Raw genomic sequence first — 15,784 nt, forward strand, 5'->3', positions numbered from 1 at the left:
GGGTGGGAAAGCGGGCTATTGGGGGCGGCCGGGACGGGTTGGTCGGGTTACCACGTGGTGGCGTAGGAGGCCGGTGAAGCCGGCGGCTTCGATGCGGTGGGCGAGTTGGGTGGGTTCGGTGCCGAGGGCTTTGGCGGTGGCGAGGAGGTCCCAGTTGTGTGCGTGGAGGCGGGAGAGCAGGTGGCCGCGGCGGATCTGCGGGGCGGAGAGGCGGAAGGTCTTGCAGTAGGCGATCTGCCCGTCGGCGGTCGAGATCAGTTCGCCGATGTGGTTCTCCTCATGGAGGCGGAACGACGGCAGCATGCGGGACAAGGTGAACTCGCCGAGGTGATACACGCGTTCGTACGTGTACGCGTCCTCGCCCAGCAGGCCCGTGGCCATTGAGCCGTCGTGGAAGCGGGCCCAGTCGTCCTTCTGCACGGCGGCCTGGCGGCGCAGGTCGGCGAACGAGGAGACCCGGTCGGCGTCGATGGCGGCGGTGAAGTCCGGCACGTCGGCGACGTAGGTCGTGTAGTGGAAGAGGACTTCGCCGTACATGTCCTCCAACAGGGTTGCATGCAGCGCGCGGTAGTCGGCGGGGTGCGGCACGACGAACACGCTTGCGAGCGTGTCCGCGACATAGAGCGCGACGCCGCACTGACCCGGGTGGATCTCGAACACGCGGAGTGCGTCGGCCAGTCCGCGTACCCAGGCGCCGCTGTACGCCTCCTCGACCCGCGGCGACAGGCCGTGCCGGACCGCCGAGTCCGTCCATTCCTCCCAGGCCGTTTCGGGGCCGCCGAAGTGCAGGGCGAGATAGCCCTCCATCGCAAGGTGCATGGGCAGGAACCGCAGGCGCCCGGGGGCGATACGGCGGGCCAGGCGGCGGATCGCGCGGCCCGAGGTCTGCAACTTGGCCCGGCGCGGGGCGGCGGGGCGGTCCTGGAGCTGCGTGCCGAACGCCGCCGCGGGGTCGGCGCCTTGGCCCCACGAGGCGACGAACGCATGGGGGATGAAGGAGCTGTAGGTGGTGCCGTCGCCGATGTCGACGATCGACGGGTCGCCTGCCTCGTACACCCGCCGGTCCAGGCGCAGTCCGGCGATCGGCTCGTGGCGCACCAGCGGTACGAGGCGGATCGCGCCCCACACCTGCGCCGGGCGTACGGACAGCCCCGTCAGCGCGAATCCGCCAGTGTTCACAGCGCCTTCCCTTCCGCCAGGAAGCGCTGTCGCCTGGCTGCCAGGTAGTCGTCGAGTTCGGCGAAGTCCACGCGCCCCTCCGCGAACCGGGCGAGTTCGACGAGCGTCGGCACGTCCCCCGCGTCCCGGACGCCGACGGTCGGCACCGACTCCGCGAGCCGCTTCACCCCGAAGTCGTCGGCGTCGTAGACGGGGTTGAGGTGGACCACCGACGTCGCGCCGGCCGGATCCAGCCGGGCCCGCCATACGCGCAGCACCTCGGCGGCGAGTCCGGGCGGCGCGTTGTCCCAGCCGTCGGAGACGACGACGAGCCGTTCGGGCCGCAATTCGAGCGCGTCGATCAACCGGTCCCCGAGCGGCGTCGGGCCCGTCGGACGCACCATCAGCGGATCGCGCGCCCCGGAGGTCCACAACCCGGTGTACGTACCGGCCAGCACCTTCAACAGGTAGTGGCATGCGAGCGCGACCGCGAGCGGGCGCTGCCGCTTGGCGGTCGACCCGAACGAGGAGAAACTGTCGTCGAGCACCGCGACCACGTGCCCCCACGTGCCGGCGGCCCGGCCGACCACGCGGGTCGCCGCGGCCGCCAGTGCCGCGTGCAGTTCGTCGTGCCGGCGGGCCCGCGCCTCGCGGGTCAGCGAGAGCACGTACGACGCGAGCCGGGTCAGCGGCATCGCGGTCAGGTCGGCGCGCACCTCGTCCACGTTCAGCCGCTCGCCGGAGTCCTGCAGGCGCAGGCGCTCCAGGCGGGTGAGCCGCGGGGCGATGCCGCGCAGGAACTCGGGCCGTGCCACGCGGTGCCGGGCCGCGAAGCCTTCGGCGACCGTGTACGGCAGGTCGTACAGCGCGCGCTGCGTGTAGTGGGCCTGCCGCCACGTCTCGAACAACGGCGTCCCGAAGGCCTTGATCCTGCGCAGCGGTACGAACAGCAGGGTGCCCGTCTCGCCCGGCACCGGCAGATGCGCGTGCCGGGCGGCGGCCTTCACGCCGGCGCGGTACTTCACCGCGTCCAGGGCGGGGTCCGGGCGTTGCGCGATCCAGTCGCGCATGATGGCCCGCGTACGGCGGTTGTTGACGCCCAGCCGGGCCAGTTCGCGGAAGAGCCGGTAGACCCGCTGCGGCGCCATCAGTTCGAGGCGGCGGGCGATCAGCGCGCCCTCGCGGCGGCGGACGGCGGGGGCTAGGTCGCGGCTGGTCAGGAGCAGGTTGCGGACGACGAGCGCGGCGTTGTGGTCGTTGATCTCGAGGGCGAGGGCCGCCGCGTACAGCTCACGGTAGTTGCCGAGCATGTACTCGTGCAGGAACGCGAGGGACATGTGCTGCGCCTGCTCGCTGTCGCGGAACTCGCGTTGCCCGGTGGAGGTGACGGCCGCGTTGACGAACAGCAGGACATCCTCACAAGCGACCCACTCACGGCGCTCCACACCCACCCCCCGTTGACCGGACGCAAGAGGCCGGCCGGGGAATGGAGGAGCGAACAGCGAGGGATCGCTTAAGAGGCGGTGTCGAAAGTCGCAACCGAAGTCCCGCGGCCGGCCGGATCAGTCTAGGTGTCAGGTGTGCGGGCCACCGCGAATATTGCGGCGGGGTCCGGGCGGTGCGGCCGTCTCGCCCGAGCGCGGGGACCCGCTCTCGACATCACCGGCAACGTAGCTTAGGCTCACCTAAATTCTTGGCATGGCGCTATGTCGACGTGCCTGCTTTCCGTATTGCCGGACCCCTGGCAGGCGACCGCCCGCACGGTGGGAATCGCATGTGAGAGGTGCTTCCTGACTGCGCATCACCACCCCGCGGCCGTCGGCGGCAGGGTCACGACCGGTGTCGGGCACACCGCACCCAAGAGCGCCCGGCCCCGCCGGAGGGGTGTGGGGTTGGGCCTTCTTGTCCTGGTCCTCGCGATCGCCGCGGTCGCCTCGTTGGCCGTCGGCGCACGCGCGTTGAGTCCGGCCGAGGTGTGGCGCGGGCTGTTCGCGTCCCCGGATCCCGACCAACGGCTCAACGAGATCCGGCTCATCGTGCAGACCGTACGGCTGCCCCGGACCGTCCTCGCGATCGTGGCGGGCGTGGCCCTCGGGGTCGGGGGCGCACTGATCCAGGGCTACACGCGCAACCCGATCGCCGACACCGGCTTGCTGGGGGTGAACGCCGGCGCCTCCTTCGCGGTGGTCTTCGTGATCTCCGTGTTCGGCTTCGCCGATCCGTCGCAGTACGTCTGGTTCGCCTTCGTGGGGGCGGCGGTTGCCGGTGTGGTCGTGTTCGGGCTGGCGAGCCTCGGCCGCGGCGCGGGGAACCCGTTGACGCTCGCGCTGGCCGGGCAGGGGGTCACCGTGTTCCTCGCGGCGATGACCACCGCCGTCGCCCTGTCCGACCAGGCGTCGCTGAACGCGCTGCGGTTCTGGAACGCGGGCTCGGTGGCCGGCGTCGGCTGGGCGGTGATCTGGCCGGTGGCCTCGTTCGTCGCGCTCGGGCTGGTGTTCGCGGTCGCCACCCTGCCGTCCCTCAACCTGCTCAACCTCGGCGACGACGTGGCCCGCGGACTGGGGGTCGACGTCGCGCGCACCCGCATCGTCGGCATCGCCGCCGTCACCCTGCTCGCGGGTGCCGCGACGGCGGCGTGCGGGCCGATCGCGTTCCTCGGACTCATGGTGGCCCACGTGGCGCGCTACCTGACCGGCCCGGACTACCGGTGGCTGGTGCCGTACGCGGGTCTGCTCGGCGCCGTCGTCCTGCTGGCCTGCGACATCGTGGGCCGGGTGGTGGTGCGCCCGGAGGAGTTGGACGCCGGCGTCCTCGTCGCCCTTCTCGGCGCGCCGTTCTTCGCCGCCCTGGTCTGGCGCGGAAAGCTCAAGAGCGCATGAACGGGACAGGTGTACGTGCACAGCCCGAGCGGGACGACCGCCTGGGCGGAACAGAGGTCAAGCCGTCGATGCCGACGGGCGTACGGCTCGGCCGGGTGTCGTTCGTGTGGCGGCCCCGCATCGTCGTGGTGACGCTGCTCCTGGCGGTGGCGACGTTCACGGTCTTCTGCGTCTCGGTCTCCGTCGGCGACTTCCACATCGGGCTGTCGCGGGTGGTCGCCACGATCTTCGGCCGGGGCGATTCCTTCGACGAGTTCGTGATCATGGATCTGCGGATGCCGCGCGCGCTGGCGGGCCTTGTCGTCGGGATCGCGCTCGGGGTGTCCGGCGCACTCACCCAGTCCATCGCGCGAAATGCCCTGGCCAGCCCGGACGTTCTCGGGGTGACCGGCGGCGCGAGCGCGGTCGCGGTGTTCCTCGTCACGGTCTCGGGCGGCACCTCCGCGGCGGTCACCGGCTCGCTGGGGCTGTCGACCGCGGCGCTGGTCGGCGGCCTCGGGACCGGCCTGCTGGTCTACGCCCTGGCGTGGCGGCGCGGGATCGACGGCTTCCGGCTCATCCTGATCGGCATCTCGGTGAGCGCCGTGACGCAGGCGGTCACGACGTGGCTGCTGGCCACCGCCGACATCCGGGACGTGGCCAAGGCCCAGGCGTGGCTGGTCGGTTCGCTGGACGACCGGTCGTGGGACGAGGTCCGGGTGGCGTTCTGGTGCACGCTCGTGCTCCTCGTCGTCGTGGCGGCCGTCGCGTTCCAGTTCAAGCCGCTGCATCTCGGTGACGACGTCGCGGCGGGCCTGGGCGTCCGGTTCTCGGCGGTACGCGCGGTCCTGCTGCTGTGCGCGGTCCTGCTGGCCGGGGCGGCGGTGAGCGCCGCGGGTCCGGTCCCCTTCGTCGCGCTGGTCGCACCGCAGGTCGCGATGCGGCTGGCGCGCTGCCCGACACCGCCGCTGGCGGCCTCCGGCATGGTGGGCGCGCTGCTGTTGATCGGCTCGGACCTGGTCGCGCGTACGGCGCTGCCGACGTCCCTCCCGGTCGGCGTGGTCACCGCGGCCATCGGCGGACCCTTCCTGGTCTACCTGCTCGTGCGGGCGAACGTCAGGCGGAGGACGTGAGGGAGACCCCGAAGCAGGACGCGAAGCAGCACGTGGAGGAGGCGGAGGAGGTGAAGGACGCCGTGCAGATCGGGCGTACCCGGACCGCACACACCCAAGGGGAAGCCGTGGCCACTCAGCACACCGCCGGAGCCGAGCGGCTGGCGGCCAAGGGCATCACGGTCGGGTACGGCGGCCATGCCGTCATCGACGACCTCGACGTGGCGATCCCGCCCGGGGTGATCACCACGATCATCGGCCCCAACGGCTGCGGGAAGTCGACTCTGCTGGGCACCCTTTCGCGGCTGCTGCGGCCGACCCGGGGAACCGTGGTCCTGGACGGCGAGGACATCGCCAAGGCGAAGACCCGGGACGTCGCCAAGAAGCTCGGCCTGCTCCCCCAGGCGCCGGTGGCGCCCGAGGGACTGACGGTGGCCGACCTGGTCGCCAGGGGCCGTCATCCGCACCAGAGTTGGCTGCGGCAGTGGTCGTCGGACGACGCCGACGTGGTGGCCCGCGCGCTGGCCATGACCGGGGTGTCCGACCTGGCCGACCGCCCGGTCGACGCGCTGTCCGGCGGGCAGCGCCAGCGCGTGTGGATCTCGATGGCGCTGGCCCAGGGCACCGATCTGCTGCTGCTGGACGAGCCGACCACGTACCTGGACCTGGCGCACGCGATCGATGTGCTCGATCTGGTGGACGACCTCCACGAGTCGGGGCGCACCGTGGTGATGGTGCTGCACGACCTCAATCTCGCGACCCGCTACAGCGACAACCTCGTCGTGATGAAGGCGGGCGCGATCCTGGCGCAGGGGCACCCGCGCGACGTGGTCACCGCGGAGCTGCTGCGCGAGGCGTTCGGCCTGCACGCGCAGGTCATCGACGATCCGGTGGGCGACCGACCGCTCATCGTGCCGATCGGCCGCACCCATGTGCGTCGCGTCACGAGCCCGGGCGGACAGGCCTCGGCAGAACAAGGTCAAGTTAGGCTGGCCTAACTTCCTTCAGGCAAGTAAGGTTTGCCTGCCCTAACTCCGATGGGCAGCGGCCTGCACGACAGCAAGGGACCCCGGATGCTCCTCCACAGAACGACGCGCACGAAATCCCGGCGGCGGTTGGCGGCAATCGTGTCCGCCGCCACCCTCAGCGTCGGCCTCCTGGCCGGCTGCGGGTCGGACTCGGGGGACAAGACGGACCCGGCGGGCAACACCGGTGCGGCAGGCGGCACCCCGCCGACCGCGGCCGCGGGCGTCTTCCCGGTCACCGTGGAGCACGCGTTCGGGTCCACGACCGTGGAGAAGGCACCCCAGCGCGTCGTCTCGGTCGGCTACACGGACGACCAGGCCATCCTCGCGTTCGGCATCAAGCCGGTCGGCATGGTCGACCAGTACCCGAACCCGCCGGGCACCAGCCCCGACGTCAACACCCAGTGGCCGTGGGTGAAGGACAAGTGGGGCGACGCCCGTCCCGAAGTCGTCATGAGCAACGGGGACTCCGGCCCGAACTACGAGAAGATCGCCTCGCTGCGCCCGGACCTGATCATCGCGGTGTACTCCGAGATCGACCAGGCGGCGTACGACAAGCTCTCGAAGATAGCGCCGACCGTCGGCCGCACGAAGGCCGAGAAGGAGCCGTTCAGCGCGCCGTGGCAGGACAACGCGCTGCACATCGCCAAGGCGCTGGGCAAGGCCGACGAAGGCGCCGCGCTGGTGCAGGGCATCGACGCCAAGCTCGAAGCGGCCCGCAAGGCGCACCCTGAGTTCGCCAACCAGACCGCGGTCGCGGTGTCCTGGTACAAGGACTCGGTCGCCCCGTTCACGACCACCGACGTGCGCGGGCGCCTGGTGACGGGCGTCGGGTTCAAGGGGGTTCCGGAGATCGACAAGATCGCGGACGGCAAGTTCTACACCGTGCTGTCCCCGGAGCGCATCGACCTCGTCAACGTCGACCGCATCTTCGTCATCGCCGACCAGGCGGACCAGACCGCGCTGAAGAACTTCCAGCTGTTCGCCAACCTGCCCGCCGCCAGGAACGGCAAGGTGTCGTACCTGCTGGACAGCGAGGGCCCGGCCATCGGCGCGGCCATGTCCCAGAGCACCCTGCTGTCCCTGCCGTACGCCATCGACGAGATCGTCAAGTCGGCCGGCTAACGCCGCTTCACCGGTCGGCCGGGCGTGCCCGGCCGACCGACGGCGCCTCCCACGCGCCTCCCCCGCGCGTCCCAGGCTTCCCAGGCTTCCTAGGCGTCCTGCGAAGTACGGCTGTGCGCCAGGGCGTTGAGGGCGTCCAGGGCCTCCCGGCCTTCGGCCACCACGGGCTCCAGGGCGCGGATGCGTTCTTCCAGGTCGTAGTGCTCGCTGTCGGTCATGCGGGTGGCGATGGAGGCCATGCGCTGTTCGAGTTGCGAGCGGCGCTCGTTGAGGATGCGTTGCGCGCGTTCGATGATCTCGGAACCGGACTGGCCGGCGGCACTGATGAAGTTCTGCCGGACCTGCGCGGCGGCGAGGTCCAGGTGGTTGATGTAGTCGGTACGGGCCACGTCGTTGCTGTCGCGGCGGCTCTTGCGGTAGCCGATGCCGCCGTACAGTGCGCCCGCGGCCGCGGCCACGCCGATGGGGATCAGCGCGAGTCCGCCGGTGACGACGCCCAGTGCGGTGGCGACGCCGGTGGCCAGGGGCGCGACGAGGCTGACGATGCCGGCGGCACGCTGCACGATGTCCTGGACCTCGGCCGGGCTGCGTTCGGCGGGCGGGACGAGGTCGTCGACGTTGATCGGGCGGGCACGCGGGAGTTCGTCCTCCGTCATGGACTCCCGGACGACCTCGGCGAGGATCGCGACGACGTCGGACTTGAACGCCGCGAACTGCGCGTCCCACAAGGGCGTCGGCGCGCCGTCCTGGCTCAACCACTCCTCGATCGCCTGCGTCTTGCGCACTTCGAGGCGGTGCAGGTTGCGGGCCCGGCGTACGTCGGTCTCGCGTACCTGGGCGTCCAGTTCGGCGTGCAGGTGGTGGGCGAGCGCGCGCCGCCCCGAGAACGCCCGGTCCACGGTACGCAGCCGCTCGTCGAGCAGGCGTTCCAGGCGGCCGATGGTCAGCCGTGAGGCGGTGCTGAAGGTACGCACCCGCAGCCGCAACGCGTCGTGTTCGTCGGTGAGCTGGTCCACGGGGATGCGCAGTGTGCGCAGTTCGTCGGCGGCGACGTTCCAGTGCGGCTCGAGGGCCGCGCGGGTCTGCGCGGCGACGAGCGCGACGTGGTGGCGCCCGGCCCCGGACTGGATGACGTCGTTGACCGCCCGGCGCAGCACGTCCATGCGCCCCGCGGCCCGCAGTTCGTTGCCGCGCGCGACCCGGTCGGGCTCGCCGGACGCGGCCTCGTAGGCCCCCCGGGCCTCCAGGGCCGGCGACACCGGCTGGAACCCCGCGCCGATGAAGTCCAGGTCGGGGCGTCCGTCGGGGAGCGTGAAGTTCTCGTGCAGGTAGCGGTTGTTGAGGTCGACGGTCGCCTGCCAGGCCGGCTTGTTGTCGAGCCCGATCTCCAAGGCCCGGTCGATCGCGGTGACCACCCAGACGACGCGCCTGCCGCCGGCTTCGGCGCGCAGGAAGCGGATCAGTTCGAGGTCGTCGTCCGACAACGACCGGGTGGCGTTGGCGACGTAGATGAAGCAGTCGGCGTTGTGCACGCGGTCGCGGACGATCTGGTTGTGGATCTCGTTCGGCGACCCGTGCCCGGGCAGGTCGTACAGCTTCGCCGGCAACTCGTAGGTGTCGATCAGCAACTCGAGTTCCGCGACGATGCGGTCCCAGTGGCGCTCGCGCCGGGCGGTGACGTTCGCCTCGGTGCTCGCGTACGCCGCCACCTCGATCGGGCTGAGGTCGGGCCCGATCTCCTCCCACTCGTCGGAGTCCGTGAACCGCACGCGCAGAAATCCGCGGCCCCCGGCGCTCAGTTCGCCCTCGGGGTCCTTGACCGGGACGACCGTGGCCGGACAGGAGGTCGTCGGCGTCGGCGCGGACGGCAGGATGCCGATGAACTGGTCGGCGAGCACTCCGCCGTGGACGACCTGGCGCAGCGTCAGATGCCCCTGCAGCCCGCTGAGCAGAAAGCTCTTGCCGGACGAAAAGCCGCCCAGCAGGCCGATGTTGATCAGCGACGAGGCGGCGCGCTGGCGCAGCCGTACCAGCCGCTCGACGTCGCCGGCCCGCTGCTCCCGCGCCCCGTCGTCGCCCGGCAGCACCGCGTCGAGGCCGGCGAGCCAGCGCGACCCCAGCTCCAGCATGCGGTTCAGTTCGGACCGGAGTCCCTCAAGGTCGGTCACAATCCCCCACGTTCCGAACCAGGCGCCGACTCGTCGGCACCCGCCATTCCCGGGTGCAGGCCTCGGACACGGGCGCACTCCGTGTCGGACAACGACCGTACAGTCACCCGATCACCTGAGCACGCGAGTTGCCCGATGACAACCCTGTCTCCCCGGCTCCCCGACTCCCCGACTCCCCGGCTGGGCGGCGCCGCTCCGCGCGCGGAGACGCCGGGGCGGCGGGAGAATGGACAACAGGGGGACGTCCTGCCGCGGCTCATGTGCATCCCGGAGGCGGCCGTGACCGAGTTCGAGGATCCGCTGTTCCAGATGTTCGCCGCGCGCACGCTCGGGCTCGTCTCGCGCGGTGGCGCCGAGACCGGCGAGGTCGCGGCGATAGCCGGGCACGTCAAGCCGGGCGACGCCGACTCCTGGTACAACGCGTGGGCCGCCACCGCGTCGCGCGTGGCGGCGGAGGCGGAGGACAGCCGGTCACGCGGCCACCGGCGGAGTGCGGCGGAGGCGTTCTGGCGGGCCACGACGTACTTCCGTGCGTCGTACCAGCCGCTGTTCGGCGCGCCCGTCGACCCGCGCCTGAAGGCCGCGTTCGCGCGCGAGCGCGAGTGCTTCGCCCGCATGGCGCGATTGGCTCGGCCCGCGGTGGTGGCGGTCGACGTGCCGTACGAGGACACCACGCTCCCCGGCTACCTCTGCATGCCCGACGACGACAACGCGGCCTCCCGCGCGACGGTGGTCTCGGTCAACGGGTACGACTCGAACGTGCACGAGATGTACTGGGCGCACGCGATCCCGGCGACGCGCCGCGGGTACGCCGCGCTGCTGGTCGACGGCCCGGGCCAGGGACAACCGTTGATCGAGCAGGGGCTGCCGCTGCGCCCGGACTGGGAGGCGGTGGTGTCGCGGGTGGTCGACTTCGCGTGCACACGTCCGGAGGTCGATCCGGAGCGGATCGCGGTGCACGGCTGGAGCCTCGGCGGCCACCTGGCGCCGCGCGGGGTCGCGGGCGACTCGCGAGTGCAGGCCCTGATCGCGGATCCCGGACAATGGGACATGATCTCGCACTTGCCCGCCGAACTCGCGCAGCGCGTGGGCGACACCGATGCCGCCGAGTTGGGCGCGTACCTCGCCCCGGCCGCGGAAAGCCCGGTCGGTCACTGGAAGTTCGTGCAACGCGCCCAGTGGGTCCACGGGGTGGACAGCCTCGGCGAACTCGTCATCGACATGGCCCGCTACCGGATTTCGGACGTCGTCGACCGCATCACGTGCTCAAGCCTCGTCGTGGCCAACGACAGCGACCCCCTCTCCGCGCAGGCGAAGCAGCTGTACGCCGAACTCCCAGGCCCCAAAACCCTGCTGCGGCTTCCGAACGGCCAGGGCTACGACGGCCACTGCCAAACCGCGAACCGCTCGGGCTTCGACCGCTTGGCCTTCGACTGGCTGGACGAGGTGATACGCGCCTGACGCGCTGGACGGGCGTCGACGGGGCGTGGACGGGGCGTGGACAAGGCGGGTCGCGGACGTCCTCGAAGCCACCGCGGCCCTGACGGTCGGCCCGTACAGGCGGCTACTGCCGCGCGAAGCCGGCGAACACGCCTCGTAGGGTGGTCCCGTCGGGCCCCGACCACCCGGCGACCAGGTGACGGGACGTGCCCGGCTCGGCGTCCGACGCGCGCAGTACGCGGTTGACGCACACCTCAGGCGTGTCCGGTCCGCTGTCGGGACCGTCCGTACCGTGCACGGTGACGGTCGGGTCCGGGGTGTCGCTCTTGCTCTGGTGCTGCGGCACCGCCTCGCCGCGCAGGAGAGCCCGCAACTGGGCCGTCACCACCGGGTCCTGGACGCCGTCGTAGATCCACCGGGTACCGAGCACCCCGTGCTCCGAAGTGCCGATCAGCGCACCGCCGGGCACCCCCTCCAGCGCCGCACCGCGGTAGCTCATCGGCACCAGGTACGCCACCGGCTCGGCCCCGGACGCGTCCGCCACGACCATGAACTCGATCCCGACCTCGCCCGCCGGATCGTCCAGCCGGAACCCGCCGGCCCGGGTCAGGTCCGACGCCGCGGTCGCACCGCCGCCGACGTACCAGCTCTGCTTCGGCAACCAATCGGCGAGCAGCTCCAACTTGGTGGGCGTCATGGTGGTGTGGTGGATCGAGGCCATGCGAGCTCCTCACGCGTGGTTCCGGGACCGCTCCGACGTGACTGGCTCGAACCTATACGAGAGCCCTGCCCCCGCCGGGTCGACCCGGCCCAGGGTGCGGACCGGTCGGGTCAGCAACAGAGCGGTGGCGGTGAGGAGGGCCACCGCGGCGCCCACCAGGAGCACCCGGTCGGTGCCGAAAGCGTCGACGGCCGGGCCCGCCAACGCGCTGCCGATGGGGTACATGCCGACAGAGCCGGCGACCTCGTACGCGTGGACGCGGTTGAGTACGTCGCCCGGCACCTGGGTCTGCACGCTGGTGGCCCACATGACACCCCAGACCCCGATTCCGGCGCCGACGCCGATCTGGGCCGCGGCGAGCAGCCAGACCGGCCAGCCGAGCACGATGCCGAGCGGGTACAGCGGGTACGCCAGCATCGCCACGGCACCGGCGGCGAGCGGCCGTTGGGGCTTGTAGCGGATCGCCAGCAGGCCGCCGGCCACGGTGCCCGCACCCAACGCGCAGTTGAGCAGGCCGAAGGCGGTCGCGCCGTGCTCGGGCACGATGACGCCCGCGGCCACCGAGAGTTGCGGCCCCCAGGAGAGCACTGCGAAGACCATCCAGATGACGATCACGCCCCAGAGCCAGCTTCGCGAGCGGAACTCCCGCCAGCCGACCGCCAGGTTGCGCCACAGGGTCTCGCCGGCCGGCGGGGCGGGCACCGGTCCCAGCCGGAGCACGAAGAGGCAGACGGCGCTGGTCCCGTAGGCGACTGCGGAGATCACCATCACCCAGCCGGTCGCCCCGAAGCCCACCAGCGCCCCGGCCAGCGCCGGGCCGCCCAGTCCGGTGACCGCCTCGGAGGTACGCAGCACCCCGTTGGCCCCCTGCACGTCCCGGGACACCAGCGGGACGGTCGAAGAGGCGCCCGGCTGGAACATCGCGTTGGCGGTGCCGGCCACCACCAGGAGCGCGTACAACTGCCAGAGGCGGTCGATGCCGTGGATGAACAAGAGGGCGAGCAGTATGTGGGCGGCAAGGTTGGCCAGATCCGCGGCGATCATCATCCGGCGGGCGGTGAACCGGTCGGCGAGTACCCCGCCGAACAGCACGAGTCCGGCGAACGGGCCGACCAGGAAGGCCATCGCGTACCCGGCGGCGTTCAGGCCGTAGCCGCCGCCGAGCAGGCCGGCCGAGACGGCGACCGGCAGCATGGCCCAGCTCAGCAGACCCGCGCTGCGGGCGGTGAAGTAGTACCGGAACTCGCGGGACCAGATCGCCGGCCCGCCGACCGGCAGGGCCTCGGCCGGCCCGGCCCGGCCCCCTGCGGGCTCGGCCGTCGCGGTGCGGTCGGTCGGACGTACTCCCATGACGGCTCGGCCCTTCGGCTCCATGGCGGGTCGACCCGCCGGTACGGGGTGGGCGCGGGAACGGCACCGCGGTGCGACCACCGTAGGGAGGGCGGCTCGTCAGGGGTCTGCTGCCGGACCAGAGGTTCGGGCGCCCGGCGAGAAGCCGCACCCGCCCGAAGGCACCGGTGCTGACCTGGGCTTTTATCGGGCCCCACGACTGGTCTCGCCGGAACCGGCAGAACCGGCGGAACTGCCGGAGCAGTTGTCCGCCTGCTGCGAGGTCCGGCGTCAGGGGTCAGGCGTCAGGGGTCAGGGGTCAGGGGTCAGAGCGTGCCGCAGAAACCGTCAGGCCGCCGCGTCGGTGCGGCGGCGCTGCCAGTCGAGGAGCCGCTTCCGGGCGGCGTGCGCTTCCGCGTCCTCGCCGACCAGCTCACGGGCGTACGCGCGCATCAGTTTGTCCAGCACGAACCGGCCGGGCGTCCCTTCCCGCACCAGATGGGAGTCCGCCAGGCTCACCAGCAGTGCGGCGGACTCGGCCGGGGTCGAGTCCGCGAGCGCCGCGGCGGCGTCCGCGGTGAAGGCCGGGCCGGGCATCAGTCCGAGGAGCCGGAACATCCGCCGGGCCGCTGCCGGGAGCACGCGGTACGAGAGGTCAAAAGCGGCCCGCACCGACGAGCGCCGGTCCCCTTCGATGTGCAGCTTGGCGAGCACGTCGTCGTCCGCCAACTCGGCGCAGTAGTCGGCGATGCCGATGTTGCGGGCGACCATGTTGGCACCGGCGGTCCGGACGGCCAGCGGCAGGCCGCCGCACACCCGTACGAGCCTGCGGGCCGCCTCCGCCTCGGCCGCGACCCGGCAATCTCCGACGATGCCGCCCAGGAGACGGCTGCCCTCCTCCGGATCGAGCACGTCGAGGAGGAGCCGGCGGGCGCCGTCGCTCGCCACCAGCCCGGCGAGCTGGTTGCGGCTGGTGACCACCACCGCACACCCCGGGGCGCCGGGAAGGAGCGGCCTGACCTGCTCGACGTCGCGTGCGTTGTCGAGGACGACCAGCACCTGCCGGTCGGCAAGCAGCGTGCGGTAGAGCGCGGCGGCCTCGTCCTCGTCCTCGGGCAGGTGGCCGGGCGGAGCCCCCAGGGCCCGAAGGAATTGGGCGAGGACGTTGCCAGGACGCAGCGCCGGGAGCGGTGAATGGCCACGCAGATCGACGAACAGCTGCCCGTCCTTGAAGTGCCCGCGCCGCTCGTGCGCCCAGTGCGCGGCGATGGCGGTCTTGCCGACGCCGGGGGCGCCGACCACCGCGACCAGGTCGCGGCGCCGCACGGGGTCGGGCGAGACGAGGGCGTCCAGCACCCGCATCTGCCGGGCCCGGCCGACGTGGCTGCCGATCCTGGCGGGCAGCTGGGCCGGCGCCGGGAGCCGTCCGGCAGGCACCGTACGGTCACCCGGCGCCGCGCGCTCGCGGTGCTGCCCGGGATGCCGCCCCGGGTCCCCGGTGGCGGGCAGCTCCCGGCGCAGCACCCACAGGTGGGCGTCGCGGACCTCGGCGCCCGGCGCGATGCCCAGCTCCTCGTCGAGCCGGGCGCGCAGGCGGCCGAACACGTCGAGCGCGGCGGCCTGTTCGCCGCTGCCGGCGAGGGTGCGGATCAGCCGGGCGTGCAGCCCCTCGTGCAGCGGCTCGGTGGCGACCATCTCCCCGAGTACCGGGACGGCCTCCTCCGGTCGACCCAGCTCCAGCGCGGCGTCGGCGTGCAGCAACGCCGCCGCGACCCGCCTGTCGTCGGCCGCCACCGCGGCCGGGTGGTGGCGCAGCACCGGGTCCGCGTCCGCGAGCACCGGGCCGCGCCAGGTCCGCAGGGCCTGTGTGAGCGACTCGTACGCCGCTCCCGTCTCCGCCCCGCGCAACTCGCGCTTCGCCCGGTCGAGCAGTTCGTCGAAGTGCCCCAGGTCGATCTGCTTCCGGGACACCTCCAGCCGGTAGCCGGTGGGCGTACGGACGACGGTCGGCGGTGGGACGGCACGCGCCCCGCCCGGTTCCAGAAGGTGGCGGACCTGGCTGACGTACGTGTGGACCAGGCTCTGGTGGGAGCCGGGCGGCCCGTCCGGCCACAGCGTCGCGGTGATCTCCCCAAGGGTGGCGGGTTCGGGGTGCGTGAGCGCCAGCAACCCGAGCAGGCGGCGCAGCATCGGGCTGGTGACAGGGACCGGGGACCGGCCGCGCAGGAGGGCGAGCGGACCGAGGATCAGCAGTCGGGGCCGGGCGACGGCGCGCACCGGCCCAGTACGGGCGGCGGCCCGCAGGTCCGACAGCTCGCAGGCGGTCAACTCCAGTGCGCCGGCCAGGCGTTGCAGGGTCCGAGACTGGGGCCGCCCGACCCGGTTCCGCTCGATGTCGCGCAGCGCCCTGGTGCTGATCCCGGCCCGCGACGCGGCGGCCTCCTGGCTCAGCCCGGCCCGCTTGCGGAATGTCTGGAGGCGCGTGCCGAAGGAGTCCGGGTCGTCCGTCGCGCCTCCAGGGGGATGGTGTCCCGTGGCCGACGTCCTCTCCACCATGGCCTGCATCCCCTCGGCGCCTCGTGTCCGTGCACGGCCGGTTCCGCGGATCCCCGGCCGGTTATCAGTTTGGACTAGACCAATGTGCGGGGCAAGGAGGTGGAGTTCGTCCCCGGGGAGGGCTGGAAAGCATCCAATAGTGGGCGTTTTAGGTCATTCTGGGCCGACCTGGGCCCGATGCCGCCGGACGCGCTTCCCGCCGCGTCCGGGCAAACGATTGAGGGCCCGGCGATTGCCGGGCCCTCAACGGTGGTAGCGGGGACAGGATTTGAACCTGCGACCTCTGGGTTAT

At 72.2% G+C, this 15,784-nt stretch carries 11 protein-coding genes; 5 read left to right on the top strand and 6 right to left on the bottom strand.

Translation table 11 applies throughout. The annotated features are described in order from the left end of the window. Positions 1 to 15 precede the first annotated feature (15 nt). Together AB0C36_RS27910 and AB0C36_RS27915 are read right to left on the bottom strand one after the other, a co-directional pair. Positions 16 to 1,179 (bottom strand): ARPP-2 domain-containing protein, encoded by a 1,164-nt coding sequence (locus tag AB0C36_RS27910; RefSeq protein WP_358359061.1) that lies wholly within the window; start codon positions 1,177 to 1,179, stop codon positions 16 to 18. Continuing rightward, positions 1,176 to 2,603 (bottom strand): hypothetical protein, encoded by a 1,428-nt coding sequence (locus AB0C36_RS27915; RefSeq protein WP_358359064.1) that lies wholly within the window; start codon positions 2,601 to 2,603, stop codon positions 1,176 to 1,178. The genes AB0C36_RS27910 and AB0C36_RS27915 overlap by 4 nt, the downstream gene beginning before the upstream one ends. Positions 2,604 to 3,044: 441 nt before the next feature. On the opposite strand from AB0C36_RS27915, the gene AB0C36_RS27920 reads away from it, so the two are divergent. The 4 genes from AB0C36_RS27920 (at position 3,045) to AB0C36_RS27935 (ending at position 7,278) form a co-directional block, all read left to right on the top strand. Beyond that, positions 3,045 to 4,037, top strand: coding sequence for a FecCD family ABC transporter permease (locus tag AB0C36_RS27920; RefSeq protein WP_358359067.1), 993 nt, complete (start codon positions 3,045 to 3,047; stop codon positions 4,035 to 4,037). Further along, entirely contained in the window at positions 4,034 to 5,149 is a 1,116-nt protein-coding gene (locus AB0C36_RS27925) for a FecCD family ABC transporter permease (RefSeq protein WP_358359070.1), read from the top strand. The genes AB0C36_RS27920 and AB0C36_RS27925 overlap by 4 nt, the downstream gene beginning before the upstream one ends. Positions 5,150 to 5,256: 107 nt before the next feature. Continuing rightward, positions 5,257 to 6,126 carry an ABC transporter ATP-binding protein gene (locus tag AB0C36_RS27930; protein ID WP_358359088.1) on the top strand — a complete coding sequence of 290 codons (870 nt, stop codon included), beginning with the start codon at positions 5,257 to 5,259 and terminating at the stop codon, positions 6,124 to 6,126. A gap of 75 nt (positions 6,127 to 6,201) precedes the next feature. Beyond that, entirely contained in the window at positions 6,202 to 7,278 is a 1,077-nt protein-coding gene (locus tag AB0C36_RS27935) for an iron-siderophore ABC transporter substrate-binding protein (protein ID WP_358359073.1), read from the top strand. A gap of 89 nt (positions 7,279 to 7,367) precedes the next feature. Here AB0C36_RS27935 and AB0C36_RS27940 read toward each other — a convergent pair whose 3' ends face one another. Next, positions 7,368 to 9,446 carry a dynamin family protein gene (locus AB0C36_RS27940; protein ID WP_358359075.1) on the bottom strand — a complete coding sequence of 693 codons (2,079 nt, stop codon included), beginning with the start codon at positions 9,444 to 9,446 and terminating at the stop codon, positions 7,368 to 7,370. 279 nt (positions 9,447 to 9,725) lie between these two features. Between AB0C36_RS27940 and AB0C36_RS27945 the strand changes: the two genes are divergently transcribed. Then, positions 9,726 to 10,907, top strand: a complete 1,182-nt coding sequence (locus AB0C36_RS27945) for an alpha/beta hydrolase (RefSeq protein ID WP_358359078.1) — start codon at positions 9,726 to 9,728, stop codon at positions 10,905 to 10,907. A gap of 103 nt (positions 10,908 to 11,010) precedes the next feature. On the opposite strand, the gene AB0C36_RS27950 is transcribed toward AB0C36_RS27945, so the two are convergent. From AB0C36_RS27950 to AB0C36_RS27960, 3 genes are all read right to left on the bottom strand, one after another. After that, positions 11,011 to 11,607 (bottom strand): maltokinase N-terminal cap-like domain-containing protein, encoded by a 597-nt coding sequence (locus AB0C36_RS27950; RefSeq protein WP_358359080.1) that lies wholly within the window; start codon positions 11,605 to 11,607, stop codon positions 11,011 to 11,013. Positions 11,608 to 11,616: 9 nt separating this feature from the next. Then, complete coding sequence (locus tag AB0C36_RS27955; RefSeq protein WP_358359083.1) at positions 11,617 to 12,957, bottom strand: MFS transporter; 1,341 nt, start codon at positions 12,955 to 12,957, stop codon at positions 11,617 to 11,619. A gap of 327 nt (positions 12,958 to 13,284) precedes the next feature. Then, the gene (locus AB0C36_RS27960) at positions 13,285 to 15,492 is read right to left on the bottom strand and encodes a BTAD domain-containing putative transcriptional regulator (protein WP_358359085.1); all 2,208 of its coding nucleotides are present in this window, start codon (positions 15,490 to 15,492) and stop codon (positions 13,285 to 13,287) included. Positions 15,493 to 15,784: the final 292 nt, after the last annotated feature.

It is taken from the genome of Streptodolium elevatio (genome assembly GCF_040649515.1).
GTDB classification, from domain to species: domain Bacteria; phylum Actinomycetota; class Actinomycetes; order Streptomycetales; family Streptomycetaceae; genus Yinghuangia; species Yinghuangia elevatio.